Origin of the sequence: Pseudomonas sp. 2VD (assembly GCF_005503585.1) — a bacterium.
Taxonomy (GTDB): Bacteria; Pseudomonadota; Gammaproteobacteria; order Pseudomonadales; family Pseudomonadaceae; genus Pseudomonas; species Pseudomonas aeruginosa.
Genome location: NZ_SCND01000013.1, coordinates 1 through 15,530 on the forward strand (window position 1 = coordinate 1; position 15,530 = coordinate 15,530).

General features: G+C 66.8%; 15 protein-coding genes and 1 pseudogene. 7 read left to right on the forward strand and 9 right to left on the reverse strand.

Going from position 1 to position 15,530, the window contains the following annotated elements; translation table 11 throughout:
• Window positions 1–48: 48 nt before the first annotated feature.
• The gene (locus FFS27_RS02535) at window positions 49–981 is read right to left on the reverse strand and encodes a chemotaxis protein CheV (RefSeq protein ID WP_003091730.1); all 933 of its coding nucleotides are present in this window, start codon (window positions 979–981) and stop codon (window positions 49–51) included.
• A 131-nt stretch (window positions 982–1,112) separates the two neighbouring features.
• Here FFS27_RS02535 and flgA point away from each other — a divergent pair, with 131 nt between their 5' ends.
• The 4 genes and pseudogenes from flgA to flgZ all read left to right on the forward strand — a co-directional run bounded on the left by flgA (window position 1,113) and on the right by flgZ (window position 3,623).
• Window positions 1,113–1,811: a flagellar basal body P-ring formation chaperone FlgA gene (gene flgA / locus FFS27_RS02540; RefSeq protein WP_003091731.1), complete on the forward strand. Its 699-nt coding sequence runs from the start codon at window positions 1,113–1,115 to the stop codon at window positions 1,809–1,811.
• Between the two features lie 144 nt (window positions 1,812–1,955).
• Window positions 1,956–2,279: a flagellar biosynthesis anti-sigma factor FlgM gene (flgM, locus tag FFS27_RS02545; RefSeq protein WP_003098742.1), complete on the forward strand. Its 324-nt coding sequence runs from the start codon at window positions 1,956–1,958 to the stop codon at window positions 2,277–2,279.
• Between the two features lie 54 nt (window positions 2,280–2,333).
• Window positions 2,334–2,804 carry a flagella synthesis protein FlgN gene (locus FFS27_RS02550; protein WP_003091733.1) on the forward strand — a complete coding sequence of 157 codons (471 nt, stop codon included), beginning with the start codon at window positions 2,334–2,336 and terminating at the stop codon, window positions 2,802–2,804.
• A 28-nt stretch (window positions 2,805–2,832) separates the two neighbouring features.
• Window positions 2,833–3,623 (forward strand): annotated as a pseudogene (gene flgZ / locus FFS27_RS02555) (flagellar brake protein FlgZ).
• A 3-nt stretch (window positions 3,624–3,626) separates the two neighbouring features.
• On the opposite strand, the gene FFS27_RS02560 reads toward flgZ, so the two are convergent.
• From FFS27_RS02560 to FFS27_RS02570, 3 genes are all read right to left on the reverse strand, one after another.
• On the reverse strand, window positions 3,627–4,238 hold the full coding sequence (locus tag FFS27_RS02560; protein WP_003109303.1) for a TIGR04282 family arsenosugar biosynthesis glycosyltransferase: 612 nt from the start codon (window positions 4,236–4,238) through the stop codon (window positions 3,627–3,629).
• A 41-nt stretch (window positions 4,239–4,279) separates the two neighbouring features.
• Window positions 4,280–5,584: an MFS transporter gene (locus FFS27_RS02565; protein ID WP_003091737.1), complete on the reverse strand. Its 1,305-nt coding sequence runs from the start codon at window positions 5,582–5,584 to the stop codon at window positions 4,280–4,282.
• A gap of 183 nt (window positions 5,585–5,767) precedes the next feature.
• The gene (locus tag FFS27_RS02570) at window positions 5,768–7,009 is read right to left on the reverse strand and encodes a glutamine synthetase family protein (protein ID WP_003138264.1); all 1,242 of its coding nucleotides are present in this window, start codon (window positions 7,007–7,009) and stop codon (window positions 5,768–5,770) included.
• Between the two features lie 325 nt (window positions 7,010–7,334).
• Here FFS27_RS02570 and dsdA point away from each other — a divergent pair, with 325 nt between their 5' ends.
• Together dsdA and FFS27_RS02580 are read left to right on the forward strand one after the other, a co-directional pair.
• Window positions 7,335–8,681 carry a D-serine ammonia-lyase gene (gene dsdA / locus FFS27_RS02575; protein WP_003091739.1) on the forward strand — a complete coding sequence of 449 codons (1,347 nt, stop codon included), beginning with the start codon at window positions 7,335–7,337 and terminating at the stop codon, window positions 8,679–8,681.
• A gap of 56 nt (window positions 8,682–8,737) precedes the next feature.
• Window positions 8,738–9,616: a DMT family transporter gene (locus FFS27_RS02580; RefSeq protein ID WP_023100895.1), complete on the forward strand. Its 879-nt coding sequence runs from the start codon at window positions 8,738–8,740 to the stop codon at window positions 9,614–9,616.
• A 4-nt stretch (window positions 9,617–9,620) separates the two neighbouring features.
• Here the strand turns inward: FFS27_RS02580 and FFS27_RS02585 are convergent, their stop codons facing one another.
• Together FFS27_RS02585 and FFS27_RS02590 are read right to left on the reverse strand one after the other, a co-directional pair.
• Window positions 9,621–10,631: a DUF2955 domain-containing protein gene (locus FFS27_RS02585; protein ID WP_003119630.1), complete on the reverse strand. Its 1,011-nt coding sequence runs from the start codon at window positions 10,629–10,631 to the stop codon at window positions 9,621–9,623.
• A 22-nt stretch (window positions 10,632–10,653) separates the two neighbouring features.
• Window positions 10,654–11,712, reverse strand: coding sequence for an HlyD family secretion protein (locus FFS27_RS02590; RefSeq protein WP_003091742.1), 1,059 nt, complete (start codon window positions 11,710–11,712; stop codon window positions 10,654–10,656).
• Between the two features lie 465 nt (window positions 11,713–12,177).
• On the opposite strand from FFS27_RS02590, the gene FFS27_RS02595 reads away from it, so the two are divergent.
• Entirely contained in the window at window positions 12,178–12,525 is a 348-nt protein-coding gene (locus FFS27_RS02595) for a fucose-binding lectin II (RefSeq protein ID WP_003091745.1), read from the forward strand.
• A 46-nt stretch (window positions 12,526–12,571) separates the two neighbouring features.
• On the opposite strand, the gene FFS27_RS02600 is transcribed toward FFS27_RS02595, so the two are convergent.
• The 3 genes from FFS27_RS02600 to amiC form a co-directional block, all read right to left on the reverse strand.
• Window positions 12,572–13,246, reverse strand: a complete 675-nt coding sequence (locus FFS27_RS02600; RefSeq protein ID WP_015502570.1) for a DUF3313 domain-containing protein — start codon at window positions 13,244–13,246, stop codon at window positions 12,572–12,574.
• Between the two features lie 521 nt (window positions 13,247–13,767).
• Entirely contained in the window at window positions 13,768–14,358 is a 591-nt protein-coding gene (gene amiR, locus FFS27_RS02605; RefSeq protein WP_021265096.1) for a transcriptional antitermination factor AmiR, read from the reverse strand.
• Window positions 14,355–15,512 carry an aliphatic amidase expression-regulating protein AmiC gene (gene amiC, locus FFS27_RS02610; RefSeq protein ID WP_021265097.1) on the reverse strand — a complete coding sequence of 386 codons (1,158 nt, stop codon included), beginning with the start codon at window positions 15,510–15,512 and terminating at the stop codon, window positions 14,355–14,357. The genes amiR and amiC overlap by 4 nt, the downstream gene beginning before the upstream one ends.
• Window positions 15,513–15,530 lie beyond the last annotated feature (18 nt).

Sequence of the window (15,530 nt, forward strand, 5' to 3'; positions counted from 1 at the left end):
GAACGCAGCCGGTCGCCCGTATTCACATTGTTGTCGAGGGCCGATCGCTCAGCCCGCGTCCACCGCCTTGATCCGCTCCACCACCCGCGCCGCCAGATCGTCCGGACGGAACTTGGCGAGGAAGTCGTCCGCACCGACCTTCTTCACCATCGCCTGGTTGAAGACCCCGGACAACGAAGTATGCAAGAGAATGTGCAGTTTCTGCAGGCGGGGATCGCTACGGATTTCCGCCGTCAGGGTATAACCGTCCATTTCCGGCATTTCGATGTCGGAGATCAGCATCAGCAGCTCGTCTTCCGGACGCCGTCCCTCGGCGAGCATGTTCTGCAGGTACTCCAGGGCCTGGCGCCCGTCGTTGAGCGCGGTCATTTCCACGCCGACCGCCTCCAGGCAACGGGTCACCTGCTTGCGCGCCACCGACGAATCGTCCACCACCAGCACCCGTTTGGTCACCGCGCGGCTCTGGGTCTCGGCGTCCACCACTCCGTGGGACACTTCCTCGGACGTCGGTGCGACCTCCGCGAGCACTTTTTCCACGTCGATGATTTCCACCAACTGCTTGTCCACCCGGGTCACCGCGGTCAGGTAATGCTCGCGGCCGGCGCCCTTGGGTGGCGGATGGATCTCTTCCCAGTTCATGTTGACGATGCGCTCCACCGAGCGCACCAGGAAGCCCTGCACCTTGGTGTTGTACTCGGTGATGATCGCGAAGCTGTTGGTCAGGTCCTGCAACCCGCGGCGGCCGGTGGCCAGCGCCAGGTCGAGGATCGGAATGGTGCCTCCGCGGATGTTCGCCACCCCGCGCACCACCGGGCTGGACTTGGGCATCACCGTCAGGCGCGGGCATTGCAACACCTCTTTCACCTTGAACACGTTGATGCCGTAGAGCTGGTTACCGTCCAGACGGAACAGAAGCAGCTCCAGACGGTTCTGTCCGACCAACTGCGTGCGCTGGTTGACTGAATCCAAAACACCGGCCATTGGCGCTCCCCTCAGACGGTCGTACCGGACTCCGGCACGACCATTGCTTAACCCGTTGCATGAAACAGGCAACGACAGTTTTTCGACGAATAATGGCCCGTAGCCATACTTCTCTACGGTTTTTACCCGTTTTGCTCGGGCTCGGCTACCTGTGCGCGGCTAACAACAGCCAGGCCCAGGGTTTTACCGCTCCCGAGGTACTTATCGGCTCCACCCAGGGGTTTCTTGAATTCAAGGTAGAAGAATATCTGCAGAATAGCGGACTCGACGGGCGCTACCAGATTCAGGTCAATCGCGTCGACCCGCGCTTGCGCCTGGCCGAATGCGACAGGGACTTGACGCTCAGCCAGGAAAGTCCGGCACAACCGATCGGCAGGGTCACCGTGCGCATCGGTTGCGAAGGCAGTGCGCCCTGGACCATCTTCATGCCGGCGCAGGTGAAACTGTTCCGCCAGGTGGTGGTCGCGGTGCAGCCGCTCAAGCGCGCGCACGTGCTGGAGGATGCCGACATTGCCCTGGTCGAGCGCGACGTCGGCCTGCTGACCCAGGGCTACCTGACCGATCCGGCCCGCGTCGTCGGGCAGAAACTGCGCCGACCGGTGGTCAACGACCAGGTGCTGGCGCCGGTCTTCCTCGAGCAGGCCGAAGCCGTGCGCAAGGGCGATCAGGTGGTGATCCTCGCGCGCACCGCCACCATCAACGTCAAGATGCCCGGCGAGGCGCTGTCCGATGGCGCCCCGGGCCAGCAGATCCGCGTGCGCAACCTGCGCTCGCAGCGGGTGATCAAGGCCCGCGTGATAGAGCCCGGCACGGTCGAGGTGAATATGTAGAGGGAAAGCCGTGGCCGGTAGCGCTGGCGCTACCCCGGCGGGTTTCTCTAAACTGGGAAACGACGCACGAAAATAAGTCCTAAAGTTTTTCAAGCCTTCGCCGAAAAGCTAGGCAAGCGTCCAATACCTTCGAGGTTTACAACCATGGTCATCGACTTCAACCGGCTGAATCCCGGCAGCACGCCAGCCACCACCGGCCGTACCGGCAGCACCGCCGCGGGGCGTCCCGACGCCACTGGCGCCGACAAGGCAGGCCAGGCCGCGACTTCCGCTCCGAAGAGCGGCGAGTCGGTGCAGATCAGCGAAACCGCCCAGAACATGCAGAAAGTCACGGACCAGCTGCAGACCCTGCCGGTGGTCGACAACGATAAGGTTGCCCGGATCAAGCAAGCGATCGCCGATGGCACTTATCAGGTCGACAGCGAGCGTGTTGCCAGCAAGCTGCTCGACTTCGAATCCCAGCGCTGACCTCGAAGGACGCGCTGGAGGACATTGGACGCCGAATGAACTCCCGAGCCCGAGATGCCTGACTCCCCTACCCTGCTCGATCTGTTCGCCGAGGATATCGGCCACGCCAGCCAACTCCTGCAGTTGGTCGACGAAGAATTCCAGGCCCTGGAACGGCGCGAGCTGCCGGTCCTGCAACAGCTTCTCGGGGCCAAGCAGCCACTGATGCAGCAACTGGAGCGAAATGGCCGGGCCCGCGCGGAAATCCTCCGCGAAGCCGGCGTTTCCCTCGACCGCGAAGGCCTTGCCCGCTACGCCCGCGAGCGCGCGGATGGCGCCGAGCTGCTGGCGCGCGGCGACGAACTGGGCGAACTGCTGGAGCGTTGCCAGCAGGCCAACCTGCGCAACGGGCGGATCATCCGCGCCAACCAGGCTTCCACCGGCAGCCTGCTGAACATCCTCCGCGGCCAGGACGCCCCTAGCCTGTACGACAGCCGCGGCGGCACCGCCTCGAGCAGCCGGCAACGCCCGCTCAGCCAGGCCTGAACCCGACCAGCACACGTATCAAGGCACAGTGCTATCATTGAGGCATTCGTGCCCCAGGAGAGCATTGAAGGTGCCCAACCCGTTCGTCGAAGAAGCGGGGCCGCAACCCCCGAAGGTGCTCAAGGCCCCCGTGGAAATCCAGGCCAACCTGCGCCTGCTGCAGGATAGCCGCGACTCCCTGCTGATCACCTTTGCCGATCGCAACCAGCGCTTCCAGAGCTTCCTGGTGGACATCGACCGCGACCGCGGGATGGTCGCGCTGGACGAACTCTCCCCAACACCGGCGAACGTTTCCTGCAGAATGGCGAGGCGTTTCGCGTCGAAGCCTTCCACGAAGGCGTGCGTATCGCCTGGGAATGCGAGCGCCCGGTGCAGTTCGGCGAACACGACGGCGTCCCCTGCTACTGGGCCGCCCTTCCCGCCGAAGTGCTCTACCACCAGCGCCGCAACGCCTACCGCGCCAGCATCAAGCAGAGCCAGCCGATCGCCGCGGAAATCGCCGGGGAGAAACTCCGCGCGCCGCTGAGCGGACAACTGCTGGATATCTCCGCCACCGGCGCCAAGCTGCGCTTCGCCGGCAATGTCGCCGAACGCCTGCATCCCGGCGAGATCTACGAAGACTTCAGCGCCCAGTTGCCACAGGGCGCGATCAGCAGCGCGATCGAACTGCGTCACGTGCGTTTCGACGAAAAGCTCGACGCGACCTTCGCCGGCGTCCGCTTCAGCGAGATGAGCGGCCTCGCCCAGCGCCAGGTGGATCGCTTCGTCTACCAGTTGCAACGCGAAGCCCGGCGCTTCGAGAAAGACGAACTGTTCTGAGTCTCACAGGACCACTCCCAGCGCCGCCAGGCGCGGCAGGTCCTCGGGACGGTCGACGTCCCAGAGCGCCGGCAGCAGGTGATGCTCCCAGCCCAGTTGCCGGAGACGCTCGCAGGTCAGCGCCAGCAGGCGGTCTCCGCCCCAGGGCATCGCTTCGAACAACAGCGGGTCGACCCGGGTCAGGCCGAGCAGCGCGTAGCCGCCCCGCTCCACCGGCCCCAGCACCGCCTGGTGGCGGCCCAGGGCGGTGCAGGCCGCTTCCAGGTAGTCGCCGTCCAGCACCGGGCAGTCGTGCCGAATCAGCAGTACCGCCTCGCTTTCCGCCAACCCTAGCGCCGCGATACGCCGCATGCGCTCGCCGGGATCGCCGGCCGGCTGGCTCATCAGGCTCCAGCCCAACGCCACCGCCAGCGCCTGCAGATCGCTGTCCAGATCGTCGTCGAACCAGAGGATGCGGGCACTGAAACCGCGATCGGGCAGGCGCAGGGCGCGTTCCAGCAATACCCGCTGCAAGCGTCCCGCGCTCTCCTCGCCGATGGCCTGGGCGATCTTCGGCCGCCGCTGCCCAGGCGGCAGGTTGCGCACCATCAGGTGAAGGGAAAGCGTCGGACTCATCGCAACCTCTCCTGCCTATCGGCTCCCGCGGCGAGCGGAATTCAGTTCTGCATCGCGCCGTCGGCCTGCGGCGCGTCGGGCTCGCCATCGACCATCTGTTCCTGCACCGCCTGTTCGTCTACCCGCGGGTCGAGCGCCGCGACCAGCGGGGAGCTGGTCATGTTGTCCGGGGTCGGCACGTGGTGCAGCGGCGCGTCGTCGACCCGGTGCAGGCCGCTGACCTTCTCCGGATGGACCCGCCAGACCAGGATCAGCGCGCAGGCGCTGACGAACGCATATAGCATGTTAGCGCCAAACAGCCGCATCAGCGCGCCGGCCGCCAGCGGCCCGATGCAGGCGCCGACGCCGAAGGTCACCAGCAGCATGGCCGTTAGCGAAACCCGTCGCTCGGTCTCCACGTGGTCGTTGGAAAAGGCCACTGCCAGCGGATAGAGGGTGAACTGCAACATGCTCGCGGCGATTCCCAGGGCCAGCAGCAACGCCAGTGGCATCTGTTGCAACAATGCCAGCGGCAAGGCGAACAGGCACAGCAGGATGGCGCAGGCGCGGATCAGCCAGGCGCGGTCGCGACGGTCGGACAGCCAGCCGAGCGGCCACTGCACCAGCAGCCCGGCGAAGATGCAGGCGCCCATGTACAGGCCGACCTGCTCGTTGGGCAGCCCCAACTGGTTGGCGTACAGCGGCGCCAGGCCATAGAAGGAGCCGACCACCAGCCCCGAGACCAATACGGTGGTCAGCGACTGCGGCACCCGGCGGATGAAGAAGCGCGGTTCGAGCGGCGCCGGGCGCAGCGCCGCGGGGTGGATCTTGTGGGTCAGGGCCAGCGGCACCAGGCACAGGGCGAAGCAGAAGGCCACCAGCATCAGCAATTCCGGCCCCAGTTGCGGATGCGCCACCAGGATCATCTGGCCGAGCACCAGGCCCAGGTAGGAAGCCGCCATGTAGCCGCCGAACACCGCGCCGCGCTGGCTGGCATCGGCCTGCTCGTTGAGCCAGCTCTCGATCACCATGTACTGGCACATCAGGCCCAGGCCCATCACCATGCGCAAGGCGATCCACGCCGGCAGCCAGGGCAGCAGGCCATGGCCGAGGACCGCGGCGGTGACCACCCCGGCGCAGGCGACGTAGGCGCGGATGTGGCCGACCCGGGCGATCAGCCGGTGACCGACCTTGCCGCCCAGCACCAGGCCGAAGTAGTTGGCTGCCATCAGCGCGCCGACCCACAGGCCGTCGACCTTGTCCGCCGCCAGGCGCAGCGCCAGGTAGGTGCTGAGCAGGCCGGAGCCGGTGAGCATCAGCAGGGTAGCGAAATAGAGAGCGCGAAAAGAGAAGAAAATCCGCCGCATCGGACCTCCGGTCCCGTACAAGGGAGCCGGCGCCGCTCGCGGACTGCCCGGCTCGCACAGCGTTGGAGTCCCGGGGAGGCCCCGGGACAGGACGCGGGATGCCGAAGCCGGCACCCGACACCACGACCCTGCCGCCGCGAGGCGGCAGGGGGTGACACAGGGCTAGGAAAGTACCACGGTGGATCAGGCCTGGGCTGCCAGGACACGACGCTCCCAGGGGCTGATCTCGTCGAAGAAGCTGGTCAGCTCCATGCTCTTGGTCGCCACGTAGCCTTCGACGAACTCGCTGCCGAACAGTTCGCGCGCCAGCGCGCTGCCTTTCAGGCGCCGCAGGGCATCGTACATGGTGCAGGGCAGGGTCAGTTCCTCCGGTACCTCGAACTCGCCCTGGATCGCCGGGCTCGGCTCCAGTTCGTGCTCCAGGCCGTAGAGTCCGGCGGCCAGGCTGGCGGCGATGGCCAGGTAAGGGTTGGCGTCGGCGCCCGGCAGGCGATTCTCGACGCGCCGCGCGGAGGCTCCGCTGGCCGGGATGCGCAGGCCGGCGGCGCGGTTGTCGTGAGACCAGCAGGCGTTGTTCGGCGATGCGTAGGGATGGCAGAGGCGCTGGAAGGAGTTCACGTGCGGCGCGAAGAAGGGCGTGAAGTCCGCCAGGCAGGCCTGCTGGCCGCCGATGAAGTGGCGGAACGCGGCGGAAGGCTCGCCATCGGCTTCGCTGAAGATGTTTCGCCCGCCGTCCAGTTCGACGATGCTCTGGTGGATGTGCATCGAGCTGCCCGGCGTCTTCGCCAGCGGCTTGGCCATGCACACCACGATCAGGCCGTGCTTGAGCGCGACCTCCTTGAGCAGGTGCTTGAACAGGAAGGTCTGGTCGGCCAGCAGGACCGGGTCGCCATGCAGGAAGTTGATCTCGAACTGGCTGGTGCCCATCTCGTGCATGAAGGTGTCGCGCACCAGGCCCAGCGCATCCATGCAGCGGTAGACGTCCTCGAAGAACGGCCGCAGGCCGTTGTTGGAAGACACGCTGAAGGCCGAATAGCCCAGCTCGCGCCGGCCATCCGGCCCCAGCGGGGCCTGGAACGGCTCGTTGGGATCGGTGTTCGGGGCGAAGACGAAGAATTCCAGTTCGGTGGCCACCACCGGTTGCCAGCCGTGGGCGGCGTAGCGCGCCACCACCTGCTTGAGCAGGCCGCGGGTGGACAGCCCGGACGGCGAGCCATCCAGTTCCTGCGCATCGCAGATGGCGAAGGCGCGCGGAGTGTTGCTCCAGGGCAGGCGATGGACCTGGGTCGGCTCGGCGACCAGCGCCAGGTCGCCATCGTCGCTGCCATAGAAGCGCGCCGGCGGGTAGCCGCCCATGATGCATTGCAGCAGCACGCCACGGGCGAGCTGCAGGCGCCGGCCGCTGAGGAAGCCCTCGCCGGTCATCACCTTGCCGCGCGGCACCCCGTTGAGGTCGGGGGTGACACATTCGATTTCTTCAACTCCAGCCAGCCGTTCGGCGAGTGAGCCTTGGCCTTCGATAGTCATGACTTCTTATCCTTGTTGGTATCGCGGATGCCGCACCGGGCGGCGGCCGCGTACAAAATACGCATCGCTTGTTCAAGATATCAAGCATGCGGCACATTCTCGCGTGTGCAAAGCCTTTCGCCGCAGAGGCGTTCTGCCTTGCCTGCCGGGTACGAGGAAAAACGCCGGCCAGGCGTATATCCTCTGTGCCTTCGCCGCCCTACCCGCCACAGGAGTACTGCCGTTGATTCTCGGAACACCCAAGGCCGACTGGCTCGCCGAATTCCCGCGCCTGGCCGACCTGATCGCCCTGCGCCCGAGCGAGTGGTTCAACCCAGCCATCGCGCCGAGCGCCGAAGCCCTGGCCGACGTCGGCCTCGGCGCCGCCGACGTGGCCGACGCCAGCGCCCGCCTGCAGCGCTTCGCCCCGCTGATCGCCCGGCTGTTTCCGGAAACCGCCGCCAGCGGCGGCATCATCGAGTCCGACCTGGTCGAGGTCGCCGCCTTCCACGATGCCCTGCGCCAGCATTACGCCGCCGAACTGCCCGGCCGGCTCTGGCTGAAACGCGATAGCCACCTGCCGATCTCCGGCTCGATCAAGGCCCGCGGCGGCATCTATGAAGTGCTCGCCCATGCCGAGCGCCTGGCCCTGGAGCACGGCCTGGTCGGCCTCGACGACGACTACTCGCGGCTGGCCGAGGCGGATTGCCGGGCATTCTTCGCCCGCCACCGGATAGCCGTGGGCTCCACCGGCAACCTGGGCCTTTCCATCGGCATCATCGGCGCCGCGCTGGGCTTCCAGGCCAGCGTGCACATGTCCGCCGACGCCCGCCAGTGGAAGAAGGACAAGCTGCGCGCCCACGGCGTGACGGTGGTGGAGTACGCCTCCGACTACAGTGTCGCGGTGGAACAGGGCCGCCGCGAAGCGGCCGGCGATCCCTACACCCATTTCGTCGACGACGAAAACTCCCGCGACCTGTTCCTCGGCTACGCCGTCGCCGCCGAGCGACTGCGCGGCCAGCTGGACGCCGCCGGCATCCGCGTCGACAGCGAGCACCCGCTGTTCGTCCACCTGCCCTGCGGGGTCGGCGGCGGTCCCGGCGGCGTGGCCTTCGGCCTCAAGCTGGCGTTCGGCGACGCGGTGCACTGCCTGTTCGCCGAGCCGACCCACTCGCCCTGCATGTTCCTCGGCGTCTATACCGGCCGCCACGAGCAGGTTTCGGTGCAGGACTTCGGCATCGACAACCGCACCGCCGCCGATGGCCTGGCGGTGGGGCGTCCGTCGGGTTTCGTCGGCCGCGCCATGCAGCGCCTGCTCGACGGCTACTACACGGTGGACGACGACGAACTGTTCCGCCTGCTCGCGTTGCTCGAGCGCAGCCAGGGCATCCGCCTGGAACCCTCGGCCCTGGCCGGCGCGCCGGGCATCGCCCGGGTCACCCGTGAGCCGCAGGGCTATCGCGAACGCATGGGGCTGACCTCGGCGCGCTTGGCCAATGCCACCCACCTGGTCTGGGCCACCGGCGGCGGCATGGTGCCCGAGACGGAAATGCGCGCCTACCTGGAGCGAGGCCGCTCGCTGCTGGACTGACACCGACACGCGCGGGGCGCCACGACCGTCCCGCCACCTCCCGACGAGGACCTTGCATGCGCACACCCGCCTGGCTCGGCAGCGGCATGCCGCTGCTCTTCGTGCTGCTCTGGAGCACTGGATTCCTCGGCGCCAAGTTCGGCCTGCCGTACGCCGAGCCCTTCACCTTCCTGGCCATCCGCCTGCTCCTCGCGGCCGCCCTGCTGGCCGCCTTCGCCCTGCTCAGCCGTGCGCCCTGGCCGGGCTCGGCACGGCTGGCCGGGCATGTCGCGGTCGCCGGCCTGCTGGTCCATGGCCTGTACCTGGGCGGGGTGTTCCTCGCCATCGAGCACGGCATGTCGGCCGGCCTGACCTCCCTGTTGGTCGGCCTGCAACCGCTGGCTACCGCGGCCCTGGCCGGCATCTGGCTCGGCGAGCGGGTCAGCCGCCGGCAATGGCTGGGACTGGCGCTCGGCCTGGCTGGCGTAGCCCTGGTGGTGCTCGGCCGCATCCACGGTGGCGCCGACGGCCTGGCCTGGGCCGCGGTGCTGGTGGCGCTGGCGGCGATCACCTGCGGCACGCTGTACCAGAAGCGCTTCTGCGGCGGCATGGACCTGCGCACCGGCGGCGTCGTCCAGTACCTGGCCAGCGGCGCCCTGCTCGGCCTCGCCGCGCTGCTTTTCGAAAGCCGCGAGGTGCAGTGGAGCACGCCGTTCGTGCTGACCCTCGGCTGGCTGGTGCTGGGACTCTCGTTCGGCGCCGTCGGCCTGCTCTACACGCTGATCCGGCATGGCGCCGCGTCGAAGGTGGCGAGCCTGTTCTACCTGGTGCCGCCAGTGACCGCGCTGGCCTCCTGGCTGCTGTTCGACGAGCGCCTGGCGCTGGCGGCGATCGGCGGCATGCTGCTGGTGATGCTCGGCGTCGCGCTGGTCAACTGGCCGGGCCGGCGCGCCTGAGGCCTCAGTGGCTGTAGTGCCGGGTGGCGGCGAAGCGGTTGAGGAACAGGTGGATCACCAGCACCGTCATCAGCGTGATCAGCACCGCGAAGCACACCGAGGTAAATCGGTAGAGCACGCTGTACATCATGTCGTGGGTCGGCGTCAGGTACTGGCCGAGGACGATCGCCAGGGTGGTCAGCGCGCCGAAACCGATCCCCGGTACGCCGTTCTCCAGCATGTGGATGCGCGCGCAGAACATCGCCGAGATCCACAGCAACAGGGCGACGAAGGGCAGGATGTCGTAGTGATCGTAGAGCAGCACCTGCAAGCCCACCGCCAGCGCACAGCCGAGCAGCGTACCGAGGGCGCGGATGCGCCCGGCGAAGTGCACGCCCTTCCAGTGCATGGGGAACAACACCAGGATCGAGGCGATCTGCGCCGACAGCGAGTCCTTCAGGTCGAAGGTCTGGAAGACCACGAAGGACAGGGTCGCCACCGTGGCCCCGAGCAGCGTCTCGTGGCGCCGGCTGGGGGCATCCTTGGCCGGCGCCTGGCGCGGCGGCCGCGGTTCGACGTCGGGGAACAGGTAGAACATCAGCACGGCGATGGCCACCGTCAGCCAGGTGGCGACCATGTTGCTGGCGAGCATGTCGAACAGATCGACGTCCGGATAGCTGGCAAAGTGCAGCAGCATCGAGAGGAACACCGAACTCAGTGCGCCGAAGAAGAACAGCGGGCCGCGCGCCATCAGGGCGAAGCGGTAGACGAAGAGGCCGAAGACGATAGGCGTCATCAGCAGCGGCCGGTCGCCGAACAACCCGTATAGCACCAGTACCTCGACGCTGATCACCACCGAGTTGGCGAGGAACTGGCGGACGATGTGCAGGTTGATCACCGGCGTCAGGCCGAGCAGCAGCATCGGGTAGACGCCGAAGAACGAGCCGTAGTCCCAGTTCATCAGCTTGCAGACGAAGAACCCCAGGGTGCCGCCGCCGGCGATGCGCAGGCACTGACGCAGGTCGTTGGCGGACATCGCGAGCTTGGCCGGCATGGCGTCAGTAGACGTAGTGCAGCAGGCTGATGGCGACGATCTGCGCGCGACCGAGCAGGTGGCTCAGGCCGTCGCCGGGATACAGCTGCACGGTGGCCTTGGCACCGGTGGGCAGCAAGCCTTCGGGAAGTTCGTCGAGCACCACGTGCAGGCGCTGGCGCTGAGCGTCGCGGACCCAGCGGTCGGAGGTGACCGGCGCGGCGAGGTCGCCGTTGGCGTCCAGCTGGCCCTCCTTGACCCCGGCGTCGATGGCCGCCACCCGCGCGCCGAACACTTCGCCGGGACGCGCGTCGAACACCACCGCCGCACGGTCGCCAGGGCGCACGTAGCGCAGCGATTTCTCGCGGAAGTCGGCGACGATGTCGATGCGGTCGTCCACCAGCGCCGCCACCGGCGTACCGGCCGGAACGTAGGTGCCCGGGGTCAGTTGCAGGTTGCTCAGGGTCCCGGCGCGGTCGGCCCGGACGCTGCTGTATTGCAGTTGCAGACGGGCCTGGGCCAGGGCGTTACGCGCCTGGCGCAGGCGCAGGTTGTCCTCGCCGGCCGTGCCGCGTCGCGCGGTCAGCTCGCCGATCCGCGCCTGGGCCGCGGCGACCCGGGCACGGGCGGCCTGGGCCTGGGCGCTGACCTGCTCGTGCATCTGCTGCGACACATGGTGGCGCTGCACCAGTTGGGCGGTGCGGCGCGCCTCGCTGTCCAGCTCGCCGGCGCTGCTGCGCGCGGCCAGGAGGTCGGCCTTGGCCGAGGCGATGGCGGCATCCAGCTCGCGGTTGGTGCGCTCGGCTTCCTCCAGTGCCAGTTCGGCCTGGCGCACGGCCAGTTGGAACGGCTCGGGATCGAGGCGGAACAACACTTCGCCGGGCTGCACGTGGCCGTTGTTGGACACCAGCACCTCGGCGACCTGACCGCTGACACGCGGCGCGACGCGCACCACCGGCCGGGTCAACTGGGCCTGCGGGGTGAGCGGCATCCACAGGTCGGCGACCAGGAAGTAGACGAACAGCAACACGAATACCGCGATAGCGACTTGAACCCAACGGGCAAATCGTTGATCGGGAGTCATAGGGTACGAGCCTCGAATCCAGCGGGAATGCAGTCGCCGCAGCGGGGCCTGAATGCGGGGGTTGGCGCGGCCGGGATGGAACCGGCGACCCGGACGACGGCCAGTGGGTAGCCGTCGCCGCTGCGGCGACCAGGTGACGCAGTATATTTCGAGACAATCGCCCCTGGCCTGCCGGCATCGGCAATAGATCATTACAGGCAGCGTAACAATCGAACGAGCGGGCCGGCAGGCGGCTGCCATAGACCGGCACCGGGCCATGCATCGCCAGTGCCAGGACCCCCTGTAGCCCTCCTGCGAACTCTAGCAGTGGTCGCGCCCGGTCGACGGCGTAGATTGGCTGAACGATGCGTCCTTCCTGCCTGCGCATCGCCTGCCGCCAAGGACTGCGGATCTCTCCCGACACGCCATACCGCGCGCCAGACGGCTGCCTGAAAAGGCAGGCCAGGTATTCAGTGGAGATACATCATGGCAACACAAGGAGTGTTCACCCTTCCCGCCAACACCCAGTTCGGCGTCACCGCCTTCGCCAACTCGGCCGGAACCCAGACGGTGAACGTGCAGGTCAACAACGAAACCGTCGCGACCTTCACCGGGCAAAGCACCAACAACGGCATCATCGGCAGCAAGGTGCTCAACTCGGGCGGCGGCGGCAAGGTGCAGATCCTGGTCAGCGTCAATGGCCGCTCTTCGGATCTGGTTTCGGCACAGGTGATCCTGGCCAATGAGCTGAACTTCGCCCTGGTCGGCTCTGAAGACAGCACCGACAACGACTACAACGACGCCGTCGTGGTGATCAACTGGCCGCTCGGCTAGCGTCGGAAAAGGCGGCGGGGACGCTTAGCCAGTTCCCCGCCGACCGTCATCGACGAGAACCGAGAGTCTTCTCGTACGACATGCGCATGTCGGCCGCCCAACCGTCCAGCACCGCCTTGACATCGTCTCCCGTGATCGGCTGATCGGAATCGTCCAGCGCCTTGCCGGTGCCCTGGCGCACCATCTTCGCCAATACCTTGTTGTCCCCACCGTCGAGCAGCATGGCCTCGGTGGCGATCTGGGTATCCTGGTCGCGAATCCCGACCGCCGTGCTCATCCCAGCAGCGATCAGCGCGATGGGGATGACCTCGTATGGCCGTAGACCCTGGGTATGGCTGGAAACTGCGGTGATCGCCGGTTTCAGCACCAGGATACCCGGGCCGGGGGCGCTGGCCAGCGGCAGGCTCTTGCCCAGCTCACGGCGCAATGCCTGATCGTAGTAGGTCGTGATGTCCGCAAGCGTCTTCGCGGAAACCTTGTCGTTCGGTTTCGGGACCGGATAGAACCTGCTGGGCTCGATGTAGATCCGCTGGTAGTGCCGCACGTCCGCCTGCGGGTCTACCCAGCGCAGGAGCGGCGCTCCGGAAGGCGCGGTGGCAGGCGCCAGCATCGAATAGTCACCGATGAAGCCCGAGTAGTTTTCCGGCTTGACCTGACCATTGGAACAACCCACCAGCGCCGCCAGCAGCGCGCAGGAAACGGCAACTCGAAGTCGTTTCATTAAGAGCCTCGAACAGGGAAAGGAATGTCGCCGAACAATGGAAAACGCTCAGTCGAGAGCGAGTCGCTCAGAATATAGGCAGAAGTTGCAAAAACGGAAATCGCTTGCCGACGCTATATTCGGAATTGCTCCGCAACTCTCGAAGAGCGAATACCTTTTCATTTCAGAACTGTTATGAATGCGCAGGAAAACCCAGCTCCGGAATATTGAGAAGCCCTAACCGCGGGAGCCGCAGTTCATCTGCGCCTCTTCGCACAGCGACGGCCCGCAGGCGCGCCGCCCCCGCGTCTGTCCAGGGCAAGCCTGCGCTTTCCCGCCCGAACGCTACCGAACTTCCGGGCATATTAAAGTCGCACTGGACAGCGGCTTCGAATTCTACCCGAGCGCCTGCGGAAGACGATCCACTCCCAAACAGAATCGAAGAACTTGGAGAGAATCGCCGCAACCCAAGGAAGATGCTTCGACGAACGTTCCGACATCGGCATGCCCCAGCCTGTTGCCAGAAAACAGGCCGGTATCGCTCAGGCGGACGGCTCGTCTCCCAGCAACTCCCGGGCGATCTTCAGGATCGGCTCGCGTCGCTTCATCGCCTCCCGTGACAGGTACTGGTGCGCCTCGCGCTCGTCCCAGCCATGGCGCTGCATCAGCAACGCCTTGGCCTGGTTGATCCGGGCCTGGCCGGCAATGCGTTCCTGGAGCTGCTCGGTCTTCTGCTTCAGCTTCGCCATTTCCTCGCTGATGCGCCGCGCCGATACCAGCACAGGCAGCACCCGGTGGGCGTCGAGCGGCTGGGTGATCACGCCGTGGCACTCCAGTTCGATGATCTGCGAGAGCACCGCGGGGCTTTCGTACTCCACCAGCGCCACCAGGGTAGTGCGCGGAGTTCCGGCGGCGAGCAGCGCAGCGATCTCGTCGTGGTGGCGATTCTGGAAAATGCTGGTGAAGACCACGTCCACCGGCACGTCGAAAGATTCAGGCGGCGGCCAATACTGGCGTACCGAACAACCGATGCGGATCAGTTGCAAGACCAGGGCGTCGCTGACCTCTCCCGGCGGGTTGAGTACCAGCACCTGCAACTCGCGCAGGCTGCCAAGCAGCGAGTTGGCGCTCATGGGAGCGCTCCCCCGCCCATGCTGGCGGACCAGTCGTCGAGGTTATGCACGACGACATAAGGATCGGGGCGAATCGGTTCGGGCGACTGCCAGCGGACCTGGAACACGCCGCGCGCATCGATTTCCGCGATGCGCGAAGACAGGCGGCTGTGGTTGTTCTGGCGCTCCACCCGGACCGGCCCCTGCGGCGCGTCGATGCAAATGTCGTACAGGTGCCGCTGCACGTCTTCCACTCGCCAACTGCCTGCGGCCTGTGCGGCGCGGCCAAGCAGCAAGGTCTGCCAGTAGGCCGCCTCGGCCCAGGCGGTGATGGTCGCGTTTTCCGGGAAGAAGCCATGGCAGGCCTGGACGAAGGCGCGGCTGGCGGCCGTATCGATGCTGGAGAAGTACGGCGCGACCACCACCTGCCCCTCCGCCACGTCGCTCTCCATCTTCGCCACCTCCGCCTCGCTGGTGGTCAGGCTGGCGATCGGCGGCCGCCTGCCATCGCCGTAGCGACGGGCGATGGCGCGATACAGCTCGGCGGTGCCGGTGCCCACCACGGTGGAGAAGACCACGTCGGCGCGCGCCTGGTAGATGCGCTCGACGGCGCGCTGCACGTCGTCGTCGGAGGGATACAGCGGAATGTAGATTTCCTTGAGCACCATGCCGCCGTGCTGGCGGTACAGGTGGCGCATCACATGGTTGCTTTCCCGCGGATAGATGTAGTCCGAGCCGATGAACACCACCCGCTCGCCGTAGTGGCGAATCAGGTACGCCGCCAGCGGCGCACTGTTCTGGTTCGGCGCCGGACCGCCGTAGACGATGTTCGGCGAATACTCGAAGCCCTCGTAGGGAGTCGGGTAGCAGAGCAGCGCGTCGGCGCGCTCGACCACCGGCATCACCGCCTTGCGCGTGTGCGACATGTAGCAGCCCACGAGGAACCGTACCCCCCGGTTGCGAATGAAGTCCTCGGCGCACAGCCGATAGCGGTCCGGATCGCCGCCGGGGTCCTGGGACAGCGTTTCGATCGGGCGACCGCCGACGCCGCCCTCGCGGTTCAGTTGCTCGACCGCGAGCAATGCGCCATAGCGCTGCGAGCGCTCGATATCGGCGGTGACGCCGGTTTCGGAGAACAGCAGGCCGATCAGCGGCCGCTCCTGATGCGATCCCATCCGTTTCCTCTCCTGTGA

Coding starts and splice junctions, on each gene's coding strand:
- FFS27_RS02585 (WP_003119630.1), bottom strand. CDS start 10,631: ATGTCCGCCAACGACCTGCGTCAGTGCCTGCGCATCGCCGGCGGCGGC.
- FFS27_RS02600 (WP_015502570.1), bottom strand. CDS start 13,246: ATGAAACGACTTCGAGTTGCCGTTTCCTGCGCGCTGCTGGCGGCGCTG.
- FFS27_RS02595 (WP_003091745.1), top strand. CDS start 12,178: ATGGCAACACAAGGAGTGTTCACCCTTCCCGCCAACACCCAGTTCGGC.
- amiC (WP_021265097.1), bottom strand. CDS start 15,512: ATGGGATCGCATCAGGAGCGGCCGCTGATCGGCCTGCTGTTCTCCGAA.
- flgM (WP_003098742.1), top strand. CDS start 1,956: ATGGTCATCGACTTCAACCGGCTGAATCCCGGCAGCACGCCAGCCACC.
- FFS27_RS02580 (WP_023100895.1), top strand. CDS start 8,738: ATGCGCACACCCGCCTGGCTCGGCAGCGGCATGCCGCTGCTCTTCGTG.
- FFS27_RS02550 (WP_003091733.1), top strand. CDS start 2,334: ATGCCTGACTCCCCTACCCTGCTCGATCTGTTCGCCGAGGATATCGGC.
- FFS27_RS02570 (WP_003138264.1), bottom strand. CDS start 7,009: ATGACCGGCGAGGGCTTCCTCAGCGGCCGGCGCCTGCAGCTCGCCCGT.
- FFS27_RS02590 (WP_003091742.1), bottom strand. CDS start 11,712: ATGACTCCCGATCAACGATTTGCCCGTTGGGTTCAAGTCGCTATCGCG.
- FFS27_RS02535 (WP_003091730.1), bottom strand. CDS start 981: ATGGCCGGTGTTTTGGATTCAGTCAACCAGCGCACGCAGTTGGTCGGA.
- FFS27_RS02565 (WP_003091737.1), bottom strand. CDS start 5,584: ATGCGGCGGATTTTCTTCTCTTTTCGCGCTCTCTATTTCGCTACCCTG.
- amiR (WP_021265096.1), bottom strand. CDS start 14,358: ATGAGCGCCAACTCGCTGCTTGGCAGCCTGCGCGAGTTGCAGGTGCTG.
- FFS27_RS02560 (WP_003109303.1), bottom strand. CDS start 4,238: ATGAGTCCGACGCTTTCCCTTCACCTGATGGTGCGCAACCTGCCGCCT.